Annotated in this window: 14 protein-coding genes and 1 pseudogene; 13 read left to right on the top strand and 2 right to left on the bottom strand. The window is 66.1% G+C overall.

Going from position 1 to position 19,969, the window contains the following annotated elements; translation table 11 throughout:
• Positions 1-48: 48 nt before the first annotated feature.
• Together H7I57_RS32750 and H7I57_RS32745 are read right to left on the bottom strand one after the other, a co-directional pair.
• Positions 49-303, bottom strand: a complete 255-nt coding sequence (locus H7I57_RS32750) for a hypothetical protein (protein ID WP_082169012.1) — start codon at positions 301-303, stop codon at positions 49-51.
• A 98-nt stretch (positions 304-401) separates the two neighbouring features.
• Positions 402-611 (bottom strand): heavy-metal-associated domain-containing protein, encoded by a 210-nt coding sequence (locus H7I57_RS32745; RefSeq protein ID WP_048471962.1) that lies wholly within the window; start codon positions 609-611, stop codon positions 402-404.
• Between the two features lie 363 nt (positions 612-974).
• Between H7I57_RS32745 and H7I57_RS32740 the strand changes: the two genes are divergently transcribed.
• The 13 genes and pseudogenes from H7I57_RS32740 (at position 975) to H7I57_RS32680 (ending at position 19,945) form a co-directional block, all read left to right on the top strand.
• Positions 975-1,538: a DUF1942 domain-containing protein gene (locus H7I57_RS32740; RefSeq protein ID WP_048471403.1), complete on the top strand. Its 564-nt coding sequence runs from the start codon at positions 975-977 to the stop codon at positions 1,536-1,538.
• Positions 1,539-2,619: 1,081 nt separating this feature from the next.
• Positions 2,620-3,144 carry a pyridoxamine 5'-phosphate oxidase family protein gene (locus tag H7I57_RS32735; protein WP_048471405.1) on the top strand — a complete coding sequence of 175 codons (525 nt, stop codon included), beginning with the start codon at positions 2,620-2,622 and terminating at the stop codon, positions 3,142-3,144.
• Between the two features lie 527 nt (positions 3,145-3,671).
• Positions 3,672-4,877: an IS4-like element ISMfl1 family transposase gene (locus H7I57_RS32730; RefSeq protein ID WP_011891513.1), complete on the top strand. Its 1,206-nt coding sequence runs from the start codon at positions 3,672-3,674 to the stop codon at positions 4,875-4,877.
• 235 nt (positions 4,878-5,112) lie between these two features.
• Positions 5,113-5,439 carry a hypothetical protein gene (locus H7I57_RS32725; protein WP_158023730.1) on the top strand — a complete coding sequence of 109 codons (327 nt, stop codon included), beginning with the start codon at positions 5,113-5,115 and terminating at the stop codon, positions 5,437-5,439.
• A gap of 48 nt (positions 5,440-5,487) precedes the next feature.
• Positions 5,488-8,025, top strand: coding sequence for a heavy metal translocating P-type ATPase (locus H7I57_RS32720; RefSeq protein ID WP_264028497.1), 2,538 nt, complete (start codon positions 5,488-5,490; stop codon positions 8,023-8,025).
• Positions 8,026-8,533: 508 nt separating this feature from the next.
• Positions 8,534-9,076 (top strand): annotated as a pseudogene (locus H7I57_RS32715) (ATPase P); the annotation flags it as partial.
• 51 nt (positions 9,077-9,127) lie between these two features.
• Positions 9,128-9,943 (top strand): DUF305 domain-containing protein, encoded by an 816-nt coding sequence (locus H7I57_RS32710; protein ID WP_013470202.1) that lies wholly within the window; start codon positions 9,128-9,130, stop codon positions 9,941-9,943.
• A gap of 711 nt (positions 9,944-10,654) precedes the next feature.
• Positions 10,655-10,918 carry an SHOCT domain-containing protein gene (locus tag H7I57_RS32705; RefSeq protein WP_041789276.1) on the top strand — a complete coding sequence of 88 codons (264 nt, stop codon included), beginning with the start codon at positions 10,655-10,657 and terminating at the stop codon, positions 10,916-10,918.
• Positions 10,919-11,383: 465 nt separating this feature from the next.
• Positions 11,384-12,223: a sulfurtransferase gene (locus H7I57_RS32700; RefSeq protein ID WP_013470204.1), complete on the top strand. Its 840-nt coding sequence runs from the start codon at positions 11,384-11,386 to the stop codon at positions 12,221-12,223.
• A gap of 225 nt (positions 12,224-12,448) precedes the next feature.
• Complete coding sequence (locus H7I57_RS32695) at positions 12,449-13,081, top strand: phosphatase PAP2 family protein (RefSeq protein WP_013470205.1); 633 nt, start codon at positions 12,449-12,451, stop codon at positions 13,079-13,081.
• An 84-nt stretch (positions 13,082-13,165) separates the two neighbouring features.
• Complete coding sequence (locus tag H7I57_RS32690) at positions 13,166-15,580, top strand: lysylphosphatidylglycerol synthase domain-containing protein (protein ID WP_013470206.1); 2,415 nt, start codon at positions 13,166-13,168, stop codon at positions 15,578-15,580.
• 416 nt (positions 15,581-15,996) lie between these two features.
• Positions 15,997-17,454 carry an MFS transporter gene (locus H7I57_RS32685; protein WP_048471399.1) on the top strand — a complete coding sequence of 486 codons (1,458 nt, stop codon included), beginning with the start codon at positions 15,997-15,999 and terminating at the stop codon, positions 17,452-17,454.
• Positions 17,455-17,470: 16 nt separating this feature from the next.
• Positions 17,471-19,945: a heavy metal translocating P-type ATPase gene (locus tag H7I57_RS32680; protein ID WP_013470210.1), complete on the top strand. Its 2,475-nt coding sequence runs from the start codon at positions 17,471-17,473 to the stop codon at positions 19,943-19,945.
• Positions 19,946-19,969 lie beyond the last annotated feature (24 nt).

The following is a 19,969-nucleotide window of genomic DNA, read 5'->3' as shown; positions in this document are numbered from 1 at the left end:
ATTGATGCGTAGAGAACACCAATCCTCCCAGCTCAAGGGGCACTTTCCTCATTCCGACACCCCACGACCAACCAATTTATCGGTGGATCGAGGCTTAGGGACGCATCCAGCACAGCACAACCAGTAGGTGCGCCCGGCGTACTGGCGGACCCAGCCCTTGGCTTCAGCTTTGGCCTTGGCCACGAACCGTCCGGGCATGACCGGGCACTCGGCTGCGTCGACGCCCGGGTCCACCGAGTCGTGATCGTGCTCGTGCTCGTGGTGGTGATGGCTGGTGCCGGTGGCAGCGCCGTGATCTGTCATGGTTGAGGGTGTCCTTTCGGGTCCAGGCTCAGACGTCGGCCAATCGCTGCCAACGTGGCGGTTTGGCTGTTCAAGACTCTTGAGCGGCGAACAAGTCATCAGACGCGCACCGCGGTATAGCCAGCTTCGTCGACAGCGGCGAGTACAGCCGCATCGTCGATCGGCTCGGTGCTGGTGACGACCAGCCTGCCGGTCGCCGTGCTGACGTCGACGTCCTCGACACCGTCGATCCCACCGACTTCCTCGCGCACCGACATCTCGCAGTGCCCGCAGGTCATGCCTGTCACCTGGTATTCGCTGGTGGCCATGATGTATTCCTTCCTCGCTAGCTGTGGGCAATGACTATGTAGGCAGCGCCTTTCGCCGCATCGCGAAGGCGCCAACCGACGGTCACCTGCTTGCGCACATGACACAGCTCCTTCATACCCCGGTGGGGTATCTACACAAGGAGACAATATACCCCCCGTGGGTATTCCGCCAGTGTCGGTCATTCGCGTCTTCGCCACAGCCAGGAACGGATGTCCGCTGGAATCGGGTTGGCGACGCCATGTGGAGGCTCGCACCGCGAGACCGGCCATCTCCGGGCCCGTTGTTCTACGGTGTGAGTACGTAGATAGGATGGCGGGCGGCGCGGACTGACCGCGGTTCCACATGCTGAAAGGACGACATTCGTGCGCAGATCGGCAAGGATCTTTGTCGCCGGGGCGGCGATGCTGGTGGCGATAGGCGTCGGTATGCCGACGGCGACCGCGGCGCCTGAAAGCTGCCCTCATCGGTTCGGCTCACCTCAACAGCTGAGTGATGCCGGTGGTGCGGTGGTCCAGCAGTGGTCGGTCAGTGACCTGCGCGCCAGTACCGACCCAGTGCCCGGCTACCCACTCGTCGGCCGACTGTGGGAGGCCACAGCGTCGGTGGAGGCGTTGACGGGCGCTGTGACACCGATCATTCCCAACGTGTATGCGGTGTCGGCTTCCGGTGAGCGCTATCAGGTGTTGTGGCAGGTGGCGAGTCCCAGCTCCTTTTCGGGTGCAACCATCAGCCAGGGCCAGACTTCGACGGGCAAGGTGTACTTCGATGTGACGGGTGCCGATCCGATGGCGGTCATCTATACCAATGGCGGGTCGACTCCGGCGATGATGTGGTGCTGCAACGGCGACATGATGATGCCGATGCCAATGGAGATGCCGATGCCGATGTCGATGGCCGATTGTCCCTGCTGCGCGGGAAACATGTAGTGGCTCGCGCACATTAGGTGCCACGCGATCCGTCGCCGGATGGTGTGATGGGGCGTTCAACTGTCAACGGATTGCTCACGCGCTGCAGCGCAAGGACCTCCGCTGACATGGATGCGCCTCAGGCGAGCAGTTGCCAAACTGGGCCGGCGATGATGCCCAGGATGGGGCTGATCGCGCCGGCTTGTACTACGGCGCGGGCGGGCGAATGCTGGCCGCCGGTTCGTCGGCATACCCGATTTCCTCGGGGCTCCAGAAGGCAGGGATGATCCAGCGCAGGTATTAGAACAGGCTGACCAGCGGGTTGACGAACACGACGACGGCCAGCCCACGCGTACGGCCGTCCGACGCCGCGAGGGCGCTAGTCACTTTCCCATGAACACCGCGGTCGGCGGGGGCCCACCAGACCGAGGCGGGCTACGGTCAACGCGCCCGGCTCGACCATCTGGATTACGGCTGCGCCGATGAGGCCGATCGGCGCCGCGTACGCCATGCAGCCGATCCACTGTTGCCGCTGGTGGTGCAGGAGGGAATTGGTGACAAGCACCACTAGGCCGGCGCCGGACAGCATCATTTCCGGAGCCATGAGCAGTGGCCGCAGTGCCGCGCGTCGGGGGTCACAGCATATCTCCCGACGAGCGCGACGAGCGTGGCGGCGGCGGGTTCGATCACGTCCAGCGGCGTCTTGGGCGCAAGACCGATGGCCATGGCAAGCACGAGAAGTGTTGACAGCGGATCGGTTTCAGGCGCAGGTCGGCGAAGCCAATCGCATGTCCGCTATTGGGGCCGGTGACGACTCACTAGAGCCGGGCATCCTCCTTATCGTCGCGCTGGTTCTGCGCGCCACCTCTCGCTCCGAGAGAATTCCCGCCCCATCCGACCTCGCGATTGCTCAACGTGGCATACCTTTTTCGTGTCCGACTAACGCCACCAACACAGGCCTGGAAGGTTTCCTCATGTATGGCGCGGCGCGACCATGTATCACAGTGGGTGTCGCCGTGTTCAGGCTCAGCGTCCGAGCCGACTACCCGATGCGCCGGCGCCCGACCGCGTCGCTACTCGCTTCATGCTTGGCGTCGAAATCATGACGGCCCAGCAGGTGACCTGGGACGTGGTGCTGAGCTACCTACGCAAGCGGAACTTCGCTGTGCTCTCCACGAGTGACGAAGCGGGCACGCCGCACTCGGCGGGGGTGAACTACGGCGTGTCGGGCGCGGGTCGTGAGGTTGTGCTGTATGTGATGACACGACGACATCTACGGAAGGCGCGCAACATCGCGCAGAATCCCGCCGTCTCACTGGTGATCCCGTTGACGAGACGGCTTCTATGGTCTCTGCCACCACCCACTATCCAACTGCACGGGCAGGCCGAGATTGTGGACTGGACTGATGAAGACGGGACCGATGTCTTCGAGGGCTTCTGGATGGGTCGCCGAATCCTGAAGGCGTATCAAGAGTCTCACCGCCGCGGGGAAACACGGATCTGTTTTCTGAAGATCACGCCGGATCCCGTGATCAACACGTATATGGTCGGCTCCAGCATCTGGCAACTCAGGAATCGGATGGAGTCAGGGGCGGCTCAGGTGGTTAAACCGCGCGGGAGGCGATGACCGGCAACGCCCGGCGCCGACGGTCACGCTGCCCAGCCCGGCAATATCGACTACCGGAAGCGCAAAATCAGCATCGGCGAACCCGAGTGTGGAGCTCCGCACCGCCATGGAAAGCTGCCCCGACCATGTCGTCGTGCCCGACCCGCAAGAGCGGCGCCGTTCTCCGTGAACTGATCCTCGGACCGGCAGGCTTCGGCCAACTTTTCGCGGACCTCACGGTTTTCGCGGCCATCACCGAGGCGGATGGCGCCCACGCGGCGGCCGGAATTGCTTAATGGATTGACGCGCTCGACCGGGGTCCGTCCTGGATGCCGGTGGCTCGGCTGGTCAAGAGAAACGGTGATAGCCGGTGCTGGCTTCACTCGATGTGGCGGTGCCAAGGGTGTTGACCACCAAGCCCTTTGGCTATACAGAGGGATGATCACATTCACCGTCGGGGCCGCTGCGAGAAGAGACTTTTGCCCCTGCGAAAGGTGGCCTAGGCCCAATACCGTTTAGTTAAGACTACATGGGTGTAGTTTGTTGGTATGCCTCGCGCGGGTTGGCGGAAGCCTGAATCGGATCGTCGGTTGTCGGATCTGGTGTCTGTGGGTGTCCTGACGAGGGTGTTCCCGCCGGCGATGGTTGATGAGGTGATCGAGGCGACGGGGCGTACTCAGGTGCGTCATCGTGCACTGCCGGCACGGGTGATGGCGTATTTCGCCATCGGCATGGGCCTGTACTCCGATGGCTCCTACGAGGATGTGTTATCCCAGCTCACGGATGGTTTAGCGTGGGCTTCCGGGTGGCGTGAGCAGTATCAGTTGCCGGGGAAGTCGGCCATTTTCCAGGCGCGGGAGCGATTGGGGTCCCAGCCGTTGGCTGCGTTGTTCGCGAGGGTCGCTCGTCCGTTGGGCGCGGCGGATACGCCGGGGACGTGGGTGGCCGGACGCAGGGTGGTCGCGATCGACGGGACGTGCCTGGATGTGGCGGATAGCCCGGTCAATGAGGAGTTCTTCGGGCGTCCGGGGGTGAACAAGGGTGAGAAGTCGGCGTTTCCGCAGGCGCGGTTGTTGGCGGTCGCCGAGTGCGGCACTCATGCGATCTTCGCCGCCACGATCGGCGCCTACCGCGACGCGGAGTCCACGATGGTCGAGCACGTGCTCGATGCACTGACACCGGAAATGCTCGTGCTGGCTGATCGTGGATTCTTCTCATACGCGTTGTGGCGTAACGCTTCCGATACCGGAGCCGATCTGCTGTGGCGCGTGAGCACCGGACGCAACGGCCCGACCCCCACTCACGTCGAGGATCTCGCCGACGGTTCGTGGCTGGCCCACCTGCGCGCGGCCAAGGACCGACACGGCGAGCCAATGCTGGCTCGCGTCATCGACTACACCGTCGACGACGGCCGCGACAACCCCGTGGCCTACCGGTTGCTCACCACGCTGACCGACCCGGACACCGCACCCGCGGTCGAGTTGGCGGCCGCGTACGCCCAGCGCTGGGAGATCGAGAGCGTCTTCGACGAACTCAAGACCCACCAGCGTGGGTCGAAGGTGGTGCTGCGGTCGAAGTCGCCCGACCTCGTCCTGCAGGAGATCTGGGGATACCTGTGCTGCCACTACGCGATTCGCTCGTTGATGAGCCAAGCCGCACACCACAGCGGACACGACCCGGACCGACTCAGCTTCACCGCCGCGTTGCGCGTCGTGCGCCAATCCGTCGCCCATCAGGGCGCTTTTTCCCCCTAACCGGCGCCGATCCGCCGACCCTCACTGGCAGGCGTTCCTCCGTCGCCTCCTCGACCGCATCAACCCGGCACGCCGCACACGGTCAGCTCCCCGCGTGATCAAACGCAAAATGCCCAAGTGGCATGTCAAAAGATCAGCGCACCAACACTGGCCACAACCCGAACACCCACCCAGCGTCACCGTCATCAGCCACTAACTGAACGGTATTGGGCCTAGGCCCCTACCCCGGTCGGGTATGGGCGCGCAGAATGGCTTACGACACCGAAAGAAGCCGCGCCGGGCCGGGAGTGAATCCGGGAAAGAGGTGAGTACGGTGATGGCGGCATATGGGGAGGGCTGGCTAGCCGTTGTGATCGGGGCTGCGTTGCTGCTGGTCCTGCTGGTGGCGATTGTTGCCGCGGCGCTGCGTGCGCGCCGCCGGCGTCATGACGCGACGGCTGTCGCGCGATGCTGGGGGTTGATCGCGGAGGCGCTCGTCGTTCGGCAGCGTGTGTCCGGTCAGATCGATGCCGCCACGTATCAGGCACGGATGAACGACCTCGTCGCTGGCGGCCGTCGGTGACCCCCGTGCAAGCCGCGTTGCCCCGTCCCTGCTGTCACGGAGGTACTCATGTCGAGTGTTGACGTTGTCGTTGTGGTGGTCGCGGTGGTGGCGATCGGCGGGTTGGGGTGGTATTTCTTTGCACCGCGTCGCGCCCGCACCGCCGAGGTGAGCGGCGGGGTACAGCGTGTGCAGGTCACGGTGCGAGGTGGCTACAGCCCCAACGTGGTGCAGGTCAGTCAGGGTGTTCCGGTCGAGATCGATTTCGATCGGCAGGAAAGCGGGGACTGCACCTCACGGGTGGTCTTCCCCGACCTGCAGCTGTCCGCCGTGCTGCCCGCGCACCAGCACACGACTGTCCGGTTCACTCCCCAGCGGGCGGGATCCTTTGGGTTCGCCTGCGGCATGAACATGATCCACGGCACCCTCGTCGTTACCCCCAATGGCCACAGCGCCGCACCAGATCACCGCCAAGCCGCTTCGCAAACGCCGACGGATGCGGCGCGGGAGTCGGCCGCGCAGGTCGAAGCCGCCCAATCCGAGGAACAGCGTGCCGAGCTCGCCGATCTGCGCCGCCGGGTGGTGGCCGGCGCAGCGCTGACCGGCCCGGTGCTGTTCGCCGTGATGGCCCAGTCGCTGCTGGGCGCGGACTGGGTGCCCGCCGTGCTCCTTAACCACTGGCTGCAGCTCGCGTTGATAACCCCGGTGATGTTCTACACAGGATGGCCGATCCACCGCATCGGCTGGCTGGCCCTGGCTCATCGCAGCGCCGACATGAACAGCCTGATCACCCTTGGCACCGTCGCCGCCTACGGCTACAGCCTGGTCGTCACTATCGCCCCCGCGGTCCTGCCGATGGAAGTGCGGGAGGTGTACTTCGAAGCCGTCGGCGTGATCCTCACCCTGATCATGCTGGGCCGGTTGCTGGAAGCGCGAGCCAAGGCCGGCACCGGCGAAGCGATCCGCGCGCTACTCGGGTTGCAGGCCCGTACCGCCCGCGTCTGGCGCGCGGGTCAGGAGGCTGAAATCCCGATCGATGAGGTCGTGGTCGGCGACGAGATCCTCATCCGCCCCGGCGAGAAGATCCCGGTCGATGCCGCGGTCCTGGCCGGGCAGTCCGCGGTGGACGAGTCGATGGTGACCGGGGAATCGATGCCGGTGACCAAACACGGGGGGGACACCGTCATCGGCGCGACGATGAACACTACCGGCTCGCTGCGGGTGCGGGCGGTCAAGGTCGGCGCGGACACGATGCTGGCGCAGATCATCCGCATGGTGCAGCAGGCACAGGCGTCCAAGGCTCCGATCCAGCGGCTGGCCGATGCAACGTCTGCGTACTTCGTGCCGGTAGTGATCGCGATCGCGATTGCCACCTTCGCGGTCTGGTTCGTGGCCGGCCCGGCTCCCGCATTGACGCTGGCGCTGGTGTCGGCGGTGGCGGTGCTGATCATCGCCTGCCCCTGCGCGCTCGGGCTGGCCACCCCGCTGTCGATCATGGTCGGGACCGGGAAGGGCGCCCGCGCAGGCATTCTCATCCGCTCGGCCGAGGCCCTGGAGACCGCGCACAAGCTGGACACGATCGTGTTGGACAAGACGGGCACCATCACCGCCGGCAAACCGGCGCTCACCGATGTCCACGTGCTCGCGACGATGCGGGCGGACGATCTTCTCAGCTTGGTAGCCGCAGCCGAGGCGGATAGTGAGCATCCCTTGAGCACCGCCATCGTGGCGGGAGCACGCGACCGCGGTCTCACAATTCCCCCGGCCGACGATTTCATGTCGATCACCGGCAAGGGGGTGCGCGCCACCGTCACGGGGCGCACCGTGCTCGTCGGCACCACCAAACTGCTGACGGATTGCGGCATCAACGCAGACGAACTCGATCCATTTAGCGTGCGGCTGTCCGCCGAGGGCAAGACCCCGATCCTCGCGGCGGTCGACGGTGAACCAGCAGGGGTGCTTGCGGTCGCCGACACCGTCAAGGATGACTCGGTGGCCGCGATCGCCGCGCTGCGCAAGCTTGGCCTGCAAGTGGTCATGATCACCGGGGACAACGCCCGCACCGCTGCGGCGATCGCCCGCCAGGTCGGCGTCCCGCGAGTGCTCGCCGAGGTACTGCCCGAGCACAAGGCCGGTGAGATCCGGCGGCTGCAGGCGGAAGGCCGGCGGGTCGGCATGGTCGGCGACGGCATCAACGACGCGCCCGCCCTGGCCCAGGCCGACGTCGGGCTGGCTATCGGCACCGGAACCGACGTCGCCATCGAGGCCGCCGACATCACACTCATCTCGGGCTCGTTGGCCGGCGTAGTCACCGCGATTCGGCTCTCCCGCGCCACCATGCGCAATATCCGCCAGAACCTGTTCTTCGCGTTGATCTACAACGCCATCGGTATCCCGGTCGCCGCCGGAGTGCTCTACCCGTTGCTGGGGCTGCGGCTCTCGCCGATGATCGCCGCCGCCGCGATGGCCCTGTCCTCGCTTTCGGTGGTCAGCAACGCCAACCGCCTGCGCCGTCACCGCGTCGAACCCCCACCGCCGGCCGAACTCGCGATGATCGAACCCGAGGTGGAAACCGGGGCCGACAAATTCGAGCCCGCCGCGCGATGACCCACGATGACCGCAAGCAGCCCTCGGGCGCCCAGCTTGCAGGAAACGAAACCCAAACACGCCTGCGGATCGCCGCCCTGCGTGCGTTAGGTGGCGACTTAGGGAGATGGTGCCGCCGCCGCGCTGGACGAGATACCCCCCGTGTTGCGCCCAGGCGGAAGCCGACCTTGGTTGATCAGGCCCGTCAGCTCGTCTCGAATGGCGCGTGGCGTGCAGCGGCTGGCGAACACATTCTGCGGCACCGGTTCAGGTTCGGGCTCGTCGGACGCGTCATCGCGCAGCGGGAGGGGAACAGACCGCGAACAGTCGCGACGAGTTCTTCACGAAATCTTTATGGAATGACTAGCGGCACCATATCGGCGCGCGAAAGGCTGTCCAGGTGTCGCAGTCAATGAATGGCACCACCGTTCTGCACGTGGGCGGGCTGCAGTGGGCGACTTCGACCGCATCGGTGAAGCCACATTGTTGCGCCGCCCGGGCGTCGAATCGGTGGAGGCGAATGCGGCCCACCGCGAAACGCATCGCCGAGCAGCTGGACATCGACACCCGTCATCGCAGAGGTGTTGCCCGGCGACACGGCGGCAAGGTCGCCGAACTGCAACGCGGTGGCAAGGTCGCCGAACTGCAACGCGGTGGCAAGAAGGTGGCGATGGTGGGCGACGGAGTGAACGATGCCCCGGCGCAGGCCGACCTCGGGGCTGCGATCGGTGCCGGTACCGACGTCGCGATCGAAACGGCCGATTTCGTGTTGATGCGGTCAGATCCGCTCGATGTGCCGATCGCGCTACGGATCGGCCGCGGCACCCTAGGCAATTTGCGACAAGATCTTGGCTGGGTTGTCTGGCTACAACGTCATCGCCTTGCCGATCGCCGCCGGCGTGTTCGAGCCCGCTTTCGGTCTGATGCTGCGCCGCAGGTCGCCGCGCTGTCCATGTCTGGTTCCAGTCTGATCGTGGCGGTCAACACGCTGATGCTCAAGCGGCGACGCCTGCCCACACTGTCCGCTCCCGCGGCGCACGAAACCGCAACGCTGGCATTGACTCCCGCATGACAAGCGATCTCGACTCCCGTCGGTGATCCGAAGAAAGGAACTCATCCCGTGATGAAGAAGCGATCCCTGATGATCGGTGCGGTGGCATTCGCCGCCCTCCTCGCGTTGGCGGCCTGTGGCGGCTCGGGCAGCGAGCAGGCTGGTCAAGAAACCACATCGGCGAGCCCGACGACCACCTCGACGACCACCTCGGCGGCGGCCGAGGCGCACAACCAGGCGGATGTGACGTTCGCGCAGCACATGATTCCGCATCACCAACAGGCGATCGAGATGAGCGACGTCGTGCTCGCCAAGCAGGGCATCGATCCCCGGGTGGTGGAGCTGGCCAATCAGATCAAGGCGGCACAGGGACCGGAGATCGAGCAGATGCAGGGCTGGCTGACGCAGTGGGGACAGCCGACGATGCCGATGATGCCGGGCATGGAGATGCCCGGACAAACCGGTATGCCCGGACAGACCGGCATGCCGGGTACGCCCGGACAGACGGGTATGCCGGGGATGCCCAGACAAACAGGTATGCCGGGGATGCCAGACAGGGAGAGTCCGGGAGCAACGCCGACCACGACGCCAAGTCAGCCAAGTCCGACCGGAATGCCTGGGCCCCAGATGCCGGGAATGCCCGACATGCCGGGGATGGCCGGCATGATGTCGCCCGAGGATATGGCGGCCCTGCAGAACGCCCAAGGCGTGGAGGCCAGCAGGCTCTTTCTCGCCCAGATGATCCAGCACCATCAGGGCGCAATCACCATGGCGCAGACCGAAATTGACTCCGGTCAGTCTCATCCCGCGGTCACGTTGGCCCGCTCGATCATCGACACCCAGCAGAAGGAGATCAACACCATGCAGGGCGTCCTGGCGACGCTGTAGTACACCGCTGGGCCGACCAGGTTATCCCGCGGTGCTGGCAACGCTGGAACCGGTTGACGGGGTTCTGAGCGTCGCCGAGATCCCACCGGCGTCTGGTTGAGTCCGTCACTGTTGGGGCCCAGCCGCCTGATTTGGCCACCGTGTACCCGGCCCTTACCGCCCTGGTCGAACAGGTATTCCTGCATGCCTTGGCGGTCGTACGTATTGCGTTATCCGTGCCCGCGACAAAGACGGACTCCCAGATACGTTGATAAACCGAGCAATACGGCGGCATGCCGTCACAGACGCGAAACGCATCACCACGCGGCAGTCAACTGAAACACGACATGTCTGGTCCTAATTTCCCCGCAGAGATCAGAATACCGACAACGAGGTACAGGCCCATGTCAACCGTCACACCTATTGTGGCACTGCGTATCCCCGCGCTTATCGCTTACGACACATCATCAGACGAAACATGATGCCATGGTCGTCGCAGCAGTCAGACCGGCGATCACCGCGACGATGCCCCGGGCCGCGTGCTGTGTGGGGGGATGCTGCCGATCCTGGCCACCCACGACAGACCTGATCCGGTGTCACCTTCGGCAGCCGCGACCGTAGGAGTGGCGAAGGTCCTTTCAACGTAGTGCTAATGACCCTGCGGTACATGCGGGCTCAGCGACCAGACTGTCCTTCAGTCATGCGGTACAACAGCGAGTTGGAGGAGGCGCCATGATGTTTTGGTATGGCCCTGATATGGGTTGGTGGGGTTATGCGGGAATGGGCGTGGGGATGGTGCTGTTTTGGGCCCTGCTCATCGTCGGAATCGTCGCGCTGATCCGATACGCCATCGGCAATCAGCGGAATCGTCCGCCGCTTCCGCCCGATGCGCCGTCGCCAGAGCAGGCTCTGGCCGCCCGGTTCGCGCGCGGAGAGATCAGTGAATCGGAGTTCCGTGATCGACTGGCAGTATTGCGTGATCACGCACGACCGTAGCAAAGCTAGACCATCCGTTGTGGCCCGCTCCAACGCCGAACAGCGTTGAAAACAGCGCAGGGGTCGATAGGGTGGCCGGTCTCGAACGGGCCGCATGGGTGGATGATGGCGAATCTGTCGTAGCGCGGCGCCCGCCTCGCCAGATCTTGACGGTGTCGAACGAGTGTTCAATCACGTTGCGGTTCTTGCATTATGAAGTCTCAAACCCGACTAGGCACCCGCTTTGGTGGCCCATCGCCGGCGATGACCGACCAGATCAGAACGCTCGTGGAACACCGCCCAGATACCGCAGCTGGGTGCGGTGGCGCGAGGAGCAGGTTTATCGCCGAAGGCGGGTCTTGGGACGGGTGCGTGCCTGGCCGGAAACCGTCCGGCCCAATCACGCCAGTAGCATATCTACTAGTGACGTACGTAGATGGTGTGACGGGCAAGAGCCATTCCAACCAGATGTGAGGAGTCACCGCAGTGAGCCGCAAGGACGTTCTGGTCACCGCCGAGTGGGCCGAGCTGAACCTCGACAATCCAAACATCGTGTTCGTCGAGGTCGACGAGGACACCACGGCATACGACGGCGGTCATATCGAAGGCGCGGTCAAGCTCGACTGGAAGGCCGACCTGCAGGATCCCGTGCGCCGCGACTTCATCAACCAGGACCAGTTCTCCGAGCTGCTGTCCGATCGCGGCATCTCCAATGACGACACCGTGATCCTCTACGGCGGCAACAACAATTGGTTCGCCGCGTATGCGTACTGGTATTTCAAGCTGTACGGCCACGACAAGGTCAAGCTGCTCGACGGCGGCCGCAAGAAGTGGGAACTCGATGGCCGCCCGCTGACCACCGAGACGGTGAACCTCCCGATCACCGAATACAAGGCCAAGGCGCCCGACAACACAATCCGTGCGTTCCGCGACGAGGTCCTCGCCGCGATCGGCAACAAGAACCTGGTCGACGTCCGCTCGCCGGATGAGTTCTCCGGCAAGATCCTCGCCCCCGCCCATCTGCCGCAGGAACAGGCGCAGCGCGCCGGCCACATCCCCACCGCGATGAACGTGCCGTGGAGCAGGGCCGCCAACGAGGACGGCACCTTCAAGTCCGACGACGACCTGACGGCCATCTATACCCACGTGGGGCTGGATGGATCCAAGCCGACGATCGCCTACTGCCGCATCGGTGAACGGTCCTCGCATACCTGGTTCGTGTTGCGGGAGCTGCTCGGTCACTCCGACGTGAAGAACTATGACGGAAGTTGGACCGAATACGGTTCGCTCGTGGGTGTTCCGATCGAGCTGGGTGACGCGACCTGACCGGGGCGCCCGCGGGCGCGGGGGTGTGTCGATGACGAGCGTGGAGATTGGGTGCTCGCGACGGCTCACCGCCGGTCTCCCGCTCGACCGTGCAGCCCAGCGCGTAGGCGGATGCACCAGATCGAGCGGGGACCTAGATCCTATTCTTAGGCTAGTGCCGGTGTTGACCGTCGGCCCGGCCGGCAACATACTATTTCAGTTAGTAGTTCGGAGACGACGACATCGGTGGGCGAGCCCGCGCATCGGCGGACCGCCGACCTCTGGCTTGTTGCCGGTGGCCTCGCGCTGACCGCGGTGTCGGTCTGGCTTTCCGGTTCTTCAGTGGCGGGCCGCGTCGACCGCGAGGTGTTTACTCGCATCAACTCGCTGCCCGACATGCTGTATCGGCCACTCTGGGTATCTCAGCTGACGGGCGTGCTCGGCGCACCGGTCGTCGTCGCGGTTGTCGCGTTGGGCGCACGAAAGTTTCGGCTCGCCACCGCCCTGGTGCTGCTGGTTCCGGCGAAGCTGATCGTCGAGCGGGGCATCCTGAAAGCTCTCGTGAACCGCGAGCGGCCCGGGGCATCCATACCTGGGGCGGTCCTGCGTGACGCGCCCGCCGCGGGGTTGTCGTTCCCTTCGGGCCACGCCGTCATCCTCTTCGGCATGGTGGCGTTACTGAGTCCATATCTGAGCCGTCGTTGGCGGGCCGTCATCCTCGTCATCGCGGTGGTGGCGGCCGCGGTGCGCATCTACCTGGGGGCGCATTCGCCGCTCGATGTGATCGGCGGGGCCGCGGCCGGTCTCGCCGTGGGTGCCCTGCTGAATCTCCTTGTCGGTGTCCGGTGCCGCGCGGATCGGGTAGGCCGGGCGGAGTGAGAATCCAAAGGGGGCACATCGTCCTTGTCACCGGAGCCGAAATCCCCTAGTCCGCACGCAGATGCCCCTGGGACCGTTCAGGCGATGACGTCGGAGGCAACACAGGACTCGGCGTCGCCCGCAATGATCGCGGGCGGCGAGCCACCGTATGCCACCGTCATCCAGCGGCATGCGGGTGATTCCGTCCGGGTTGTACTCGGCGTTGTGGCACTGGTGATTTCAGCGTTGGTGGCGCGCTCCACCGACGTGCACGTGCCTCGCCTTGAGGTGGACGTGTTCCGGTTGATCAACGACCTGCCCTCGTGGGTGTCGCCCGTCCTGCTGGCGGTAATGCAGTTGGGCTCGATCGGCGCGGTCGGCGTCGCGGCCGGGGCGGCGCTGGCCGCGCGGCGGATCGGTCTTGCCCGTGACCTGGCCGCTGCGGGCGTGCTCGCCTATCTCCTCGCGCGTGTGGTGAAGACGTTGGTCGGACGGGCACGGCCCGACGTCCTGCTCGATGAGATGACGCTGCGTACTCTTCAGGGCGGGTTGGGGTTCGTCTCGGGGCACGCGGCGGTTGCGGCCGCGATGGCCGCCGCGGCGGGACCATGGTTGCCACGTCCGTGGCGCCGGGTCGCATGGGCGGCCGCGGCCATGGTCGCCGTGGCGCGCGTTTTCGCCGGGGCACATTTCGTTCTGGACGTCTTCGGTGGCGCCGCGCTGGGCTGGACGGTCGCCGCCGGCCTGCACCTGCTGTGGGGTGCCCCGGTGCACCGTGCTGAGGCGCCCGCGATCAAGCGGGCCCTGGCCGCCGCCGGGTTGTGCCCGATCCGGGTCGCACCCGTCTCCCTGGATGCGCGAGGCTCGCGACCGTTTCTCGTCACCACCGAGAATTGCGGCGACTGCACCGACCTGTTCGTGAAAGTCATCGGCTACCACGAACGCAACGCAGACCTGCTATTCAAACTGTTCCGCCACATCGTCTTCCGGAACGTCGAGGACGAATCCCCGTTCGCCACACCTAAACAGCAGGCCGAACACGAAGCCTTCATCGCGTTGCTCGCACGGCAGGCAGGTGTGCGGACCCCGATCATCGTCTCGGTCGGAGTCGCCGAGAACGGCGACGCCTGGCTGGCCGAGGAGCGGATTCCGGGCCGTAACCTCGCTCGCTCGATGTCCGTGCCGGTGTCCGATGAGGTGCTGTGCGACGTGTGGTGCCAGGTCCCGCTGTTGCGGGCCGCCCGGATCGCGCACCGCGACCTTCGCCTTGCCAACGTGCTCATCGATGAGCACGGAAAACCGTGGATCGTCGACTTCGGGTTCGGCGAGTCCGGCGCCTCCGACCATCGGCTCGACGCCGATGTGGCCGAGCTGCTGGTTTCGATGAGCCTGAACGTCGGCGTGAAACGCGCTGTGGCAACCGCACTTCAGATCATCGGCCCCGATCCGTTGCGCGGCGCGGCGCCGCTGCTGCAGCCACTGGCACTTGCTTCGGCGACGCGCAAGGCAATCCGACATCGCCCGGGCCTGCTCGACGAGCTGCGCTCCGCCGTCGCCGATGCCGCCGGCGCGGAACTGGCGCAGCGCGAGGTCCTGCTGCGGTTCCGCTGGCGCACGCTCGGGTGGATCGCGGCGACGATTTTCGCGACGTATGTGCTGCTGCCCCAGGTCGGTCATCTAGGCCATACGATCGCTGCCCTCGACGAGGCGCAATGGCAATGGCTCGCAGGCACATTCGCGATGTCGGCTGCGACGTATGTCGCGGCGGCCCTTGTCCTGATGGGGGCCAGTCCGCGTCCACTCGCGTTTGGCCGCACGCTGAATGTGCAGCTGGCGACCTCGTTCGCGAACCGGTTGATGCCCTACGGGCTGGGAGGGGCGGCCGTCAACGAGCGGTACCTGGAGCGAGCAGGGCTGTCGCGCGCCACTGCCGTTGCCGCCGTCGCTGTGACGGTGACCGTGGGCGCGGTCCTGCACATCCTCGAATTGCTCGGCGTCGGATTGTGGCTCGGCCAGTCGCGCGTGTTGCTCGCCTCGGCACTGCCGAGCGGCTGGGGCCTGCTGATCGGATTCGTCGCCGTCATGACGGTGCTCGGCGTGGCAATCGCGGTGTTGATCCGGCGCCGGGACTGGCTGGCCGACGTGCGCAAAGCCGCCGCTTCGATGGCCGACATCGTCCGCCACCCGCGACGGGCAGTTCTGGTTTTCGGCGGGCAACTAGGCACCAACGTGGCCTATATTGCGGCGCTGGGCTTCGCGGTGCACGCATTTGGCGGTCACGCGCCGGCCGCCTTGGTCGCCGCGGTATTCCTTGGCGGTTCGGCACTCGGGGCCGCCAGCCCGACGCCTGCGGGCCTCGGCGTGGTCGAAGCCGCTCTCGTCGCCGGCCTCATCGCGGGCGGCGTCGCCAGCGCACCCGCCGTCGCGGGCGTCCTGGCCTACCGGCTGGCAACCTTCTGGCTCCCGGCGGCGGCCGGCTTCTTCTCCTTCAAATCACTCCAACGCCACCAGATGCTATGAGCGGGCCACGTATGCATCGGCTCGTTAGCCACCGACGTCGCGGCGGCGGACGCGCGGAGGCAACAGGTTCGGGTATCCCGCGATCGCACGTGTATTGGCGGCACTTGTTCGTACGGCCGGTGACGCGGGTCCCGAATCCGCGATTGCGCACAGTCGAACGCTGAAAGCTACTATCTACGTACGTAGGACGTGGATACTGAAGGGAGAACGCGGGGGATGCCACGCGTATCCGGGCGATCCTCGGAGCTGGGCCACTTGGTCTTATTGAGGTTTCCCATCGTCTCCCCGCGCCGCCTGCCGAAATCTCTACTAAGTTATTTAGTACTTAGGTCTAAAGTCCCTTGGGTACCCGATGATCCGCTGGCAGTCTTGCCAGAGACCACACGCCGGCCGGCGAGGCGATAGACGGGGATCCGATGAACATAGCGACCCACGGGATAGGGCCCACCGCTGTGGTGAGTCGGCAGTGGTGGGTGCTCTCAGTGGTGGCGGTCGCATCGTTTCTGGTTCTGCTCGATGACACCGCCGTGGCGATCGCGCTGCCGTCGATAGGCCGTGAGCTCGGTCTGGGCCTGTCGGGGCTGGAGTGGGTGATCAACATCTACACGGTGCCCTTCGCCGTGCTCACTCTGGCCGGTGGCCTGCTGACCGACCGGTTCGGTGCACGACCGGTATTCCTGGGAGGAGTGGCGGCCTTCACCGTCGTTTCGGTGCTGGCCGGATTCTCCTCGACGGGCGCGATGCTGCTCGGGATGCGCGCGGCCCAGGGTGCTGCGGCGGCGCTGATCGCGCCGTCCGCGTTGACTTTGCTCATCACGTCGTTCTCCGGGGCGCGGCGCGGCTTCGCTTTGGGCGTGTGGTCCGGCGTCGGTGCCGCGGCACTGGCGGTCGGCCCGCTGTTGGGGGCGCTGCTGACCGACGCGTTTGGCTGGCAGTCGATCTTCTTCCTCAATCTCCCGACCGGGGTGGCGATGTTGATTCTTGCCTACGCCGCGCTGCCCAGGCCGCGGCCGGCTCGGCGGCCGCTGCGTGCGCCGGTGGATGTGGTTGGTCTCATCGCGTCCGCGATCGGCCTGTTCGCGCTGGTGCTCGCGCTGACGCAAACCAACAGCCTTGGGTGGACCTCGATCCGGCTGTGGGCGATGCTGGCGATCGCCGCGGCTAGCGCTGCGATCTTCGTGGTGGCGGAGCGGCGGTCGGCGGCGCCGTTGGTGGATCTGTCGCTGTTTCGCATCCCGAACGTCGCGGCGGCCAATGTGCTGGCGTTGCTGAACCTCGCCGTCATGTGCAGCGTGTTCTTCTTTCTTTCGCTGTACCTGCAACTGGTCACCGGGTTCTCCCCGACGCGTGCCGGCCTTGTCTTGTTGCCCATGACGGTGTTGATCGCCGTCCTCGCGCCGCTGGCCGGATGGCTGGTGTCGCACGTCGGCGCGCGCGTCCTGATCGGTGCGGGCATGGTGCTGGCGGCGACGGGGTTGGTGCTGCTGGCCGGCGTCGATCCCGGGTGGGGAATGTGGCGGCTGCTGCCCGGGCTGCTCATCGAAGGTCTGGGCCTCGGGCTGGCCACGACCCCGATCACCACCGCCGCGATGCAGCAGGTGCCCGACGAGCGCTCCGGCATCGCCAGCGCGACGCTGAACGTCTCCCGGATGGTGGGGCTCTCGTTGGGTGTGGCGGTGATGGGGGCGGTGGTGGCCGCCCACTGGCCCGGAGACCTCGCGCGATCGGCCGTCGACGCCACCGCGTTCACGACCGGCATCGCCATGGGTTTCTGGGTCAACGCCGTCCTGGCGGTCGCCGCCGCCGGGCTCGCCATCGTCGCGATCCGCGCGCCGAGCCGAGCCACCTCCACCCAGCTGCCGAATCCCCAATGACATGAAGGGCTTTGCGATGACCGAACAGCCGAAAGACCGTAGCACCGCCGTGCTCGACGTGCGGGGAATGCAGTGGGCGTCGCAACAAAGCCGGATCACCGCGGTGCTGGGCCGCCGCCCCGGCGTCCTGCAGGTGGATGCCAACCCGGTGGCGCAGACCGCGACGGTCGTGTTCGACCCGCGGGCGACGTCGCTGGCGCAGCTGCGCGATTGGGTGCGCGACTGCGGCTTCCACTGCGCCGGGCAGTCGGTGCCCCACCACGTGTGCGACCCGATGGAGGAACCGGATCCACCCCCCACCGCACACGCCCACCCCACCGCACACGCCCACCCCACCGAGCAGGCCCACGACGAAGCGGTGGCAGTCGCCGACGGCCACACCGGACATGAAGCCCAGGCGGGGGCGGCGGCGGTGCGAACCCCGCAGGAGGCGATGGGGCACGGCGGACATGCGGGGGCGTCGATGCAGGACATGGTGCGCGATATGCGCAACCGTTTCCTGGTGGCCGCGGTGTTGTCGATCCCGATCCTGTTGTGGTCCCCGATCGGACGTGACGTCCTCGGATTCGCAGTGCCGGCACCGTTCGGGCTGCGCGACGACGTGTTCACGTTGCTGTTGAGCTTGCCGGTGATCTTTTACTCGGCCTGGATCTTCTTCGACGGCGCCTACCGGGCACTGCGGGCGCGGACCCTGGACATGATGGTGCTGGTCGCGGTGGCCGTCGGCACCGGCTGGCTTTACAGCCTCGCCATCACCGTCACCGGCGGCGGCGAGGTGTTCTACGAGGCCGCCACCGTGCTGACCGCGTTCGTGCTGCTCGGGCACTGGTTCGAGATGCGCGCCCGCGGCGGCGCCAACGACGCCATCCGCACCCTGCTGGAGCTGGCGCCGCCAATGGCGGTGGTCGTGCGCGACGGCGAACCGATCGAGATCCCCACCGCCGAGGTCGTGGTCGGAGACCTGCTGCTGATCCGGCCGGGCGGAAAGATCCCGGTCGACGGCACCGTCGAGGACGGCAACTCCGAAATCGATGAGTCCATGGTCACCGGGGAAAGCCTGCCCGTAACCAAATCGCCCGGCTCGGCCGTGATCGGCGCCTCGATCAACACCACCGGCACCCTGCGGGTGCGTGCCACCAAGGTGGGCTCCGACACCGTGCTCGCCCAGATCGTGGCCTTGGTGCAGGAGGCCCAGAATTCGAAGGCCCCCGGACAGCGGCTGGCCGACCGGGCCGCGTTCTGGCTGGTATTTGTCGCGCTGATCGGCGGCACCGGCACCTTCCTGGTGTGGCTACTGGCGGGTGAAAGCGTGCAGATGGCACTCCTGTTCGCGATCACCGTGGTCGTCATCACCTGCCCCGACGCGCTCGGTTTGGCCACTCCCACCGCGATCATGGTCGGCACCGGACTGGGCGCCAAACGCGGAGTGCTGTTCAAGAACGCCACCGCGCTGGAAACCTCGGCGCGCATCGACACCGTGGTGATGGACAAGACCGGCACCCTGACCAAGGGCGAACCCGAAGTCACCGACGTGGTCACCGACGGCATCGGCGAGGACGAGCTGCTCGCCCTCGTCGCGGCCGTCGAACGCGAATCCGAACATCCGCTGGCCGGCGCGATCGTGCGCTACGCCGCCAACCGTGGGGTGCCGCGGCTGTCGCTGGACGGGTTCCGCAACGTGCCCGGGCACGGCGCCACCGCCGACGTGGCAGGCCGCCGCGTCGCGGTCGGCAACCGCAAACTCATGGCCACCGACAACGTCGACCTCAGTTCGGTGATCGATCGGCGCGACGAGCTGGCCTCGACCGGTCGGACCGCGGTGCTGGTGGCCGTCGACGGGCGCGGGATCGGGGTGATCGCCCTGGCCGACGCCGCCCGAGAAACCTCCGCAGACGCTGTCTCCGCGCTGCATGAATTGGGCGTCGAGGTGGTCATGCTCAGCGGTGACAACGAGGCCACCGCCCAGCGCATCGCCGGGCAGCTGGGCATCGACACCGTCATCGCCGAAGTGCTGCCCGGCGACAAGGCCACCAAAATCGCCGAGCTGCAGCGTTCAGGGAAGAAGGTCGCGATGGTCGGTGATGGCGTCAACGACGCCCCCGCGCTGGCGCAGGCGGATCTGGGCATCGCGATCGGTGCCGGCACCGATGTGGCGATCGAAACCGCCGACCTGGTTCTGATGCGTTCGGATCCGCTCGACGTGCCCATCGCGCTGCGGATCGGGCGGGGCACGCTGCGCAAGATGCGGCAAAACCTGGGATGGGCGGTCGGCTACAACGTCATCGCCCTGCCCATCGGCGCCGGCGTCTTCGAACCCTCACTGGGCCTGGTGCTTCGCCCAGAGATCGCCGCCCTGTCGATGTCGGGGTCCAGCCTGATCGTCGCGGTCAACGCCCTGATGCTCAAACGGCTGCGACTACCGCAACCACCACAACCCGATGCCGCCGCGGTGAAGCCATCCGGAGAGCCATCACCGGTCGGCGTTCAGTAGCCGCGACGGCGCGGCTGGACGCGC

The organism is Mycolicibacterium pyrenivorans (assembly GCF_025821625.1).
GTDB lineage: Bacteria > Actinomycetota > Actinomycetes > Mycobacteriales > Mycobacteriaceae > Mycobacterium > Mycobacterium pyrenivorans.
The sequence above is the reverse complement of the archived record's forward strand: the minus strand, read 5'-3'. Positions and strand labels throughout refer to the sequence as shown.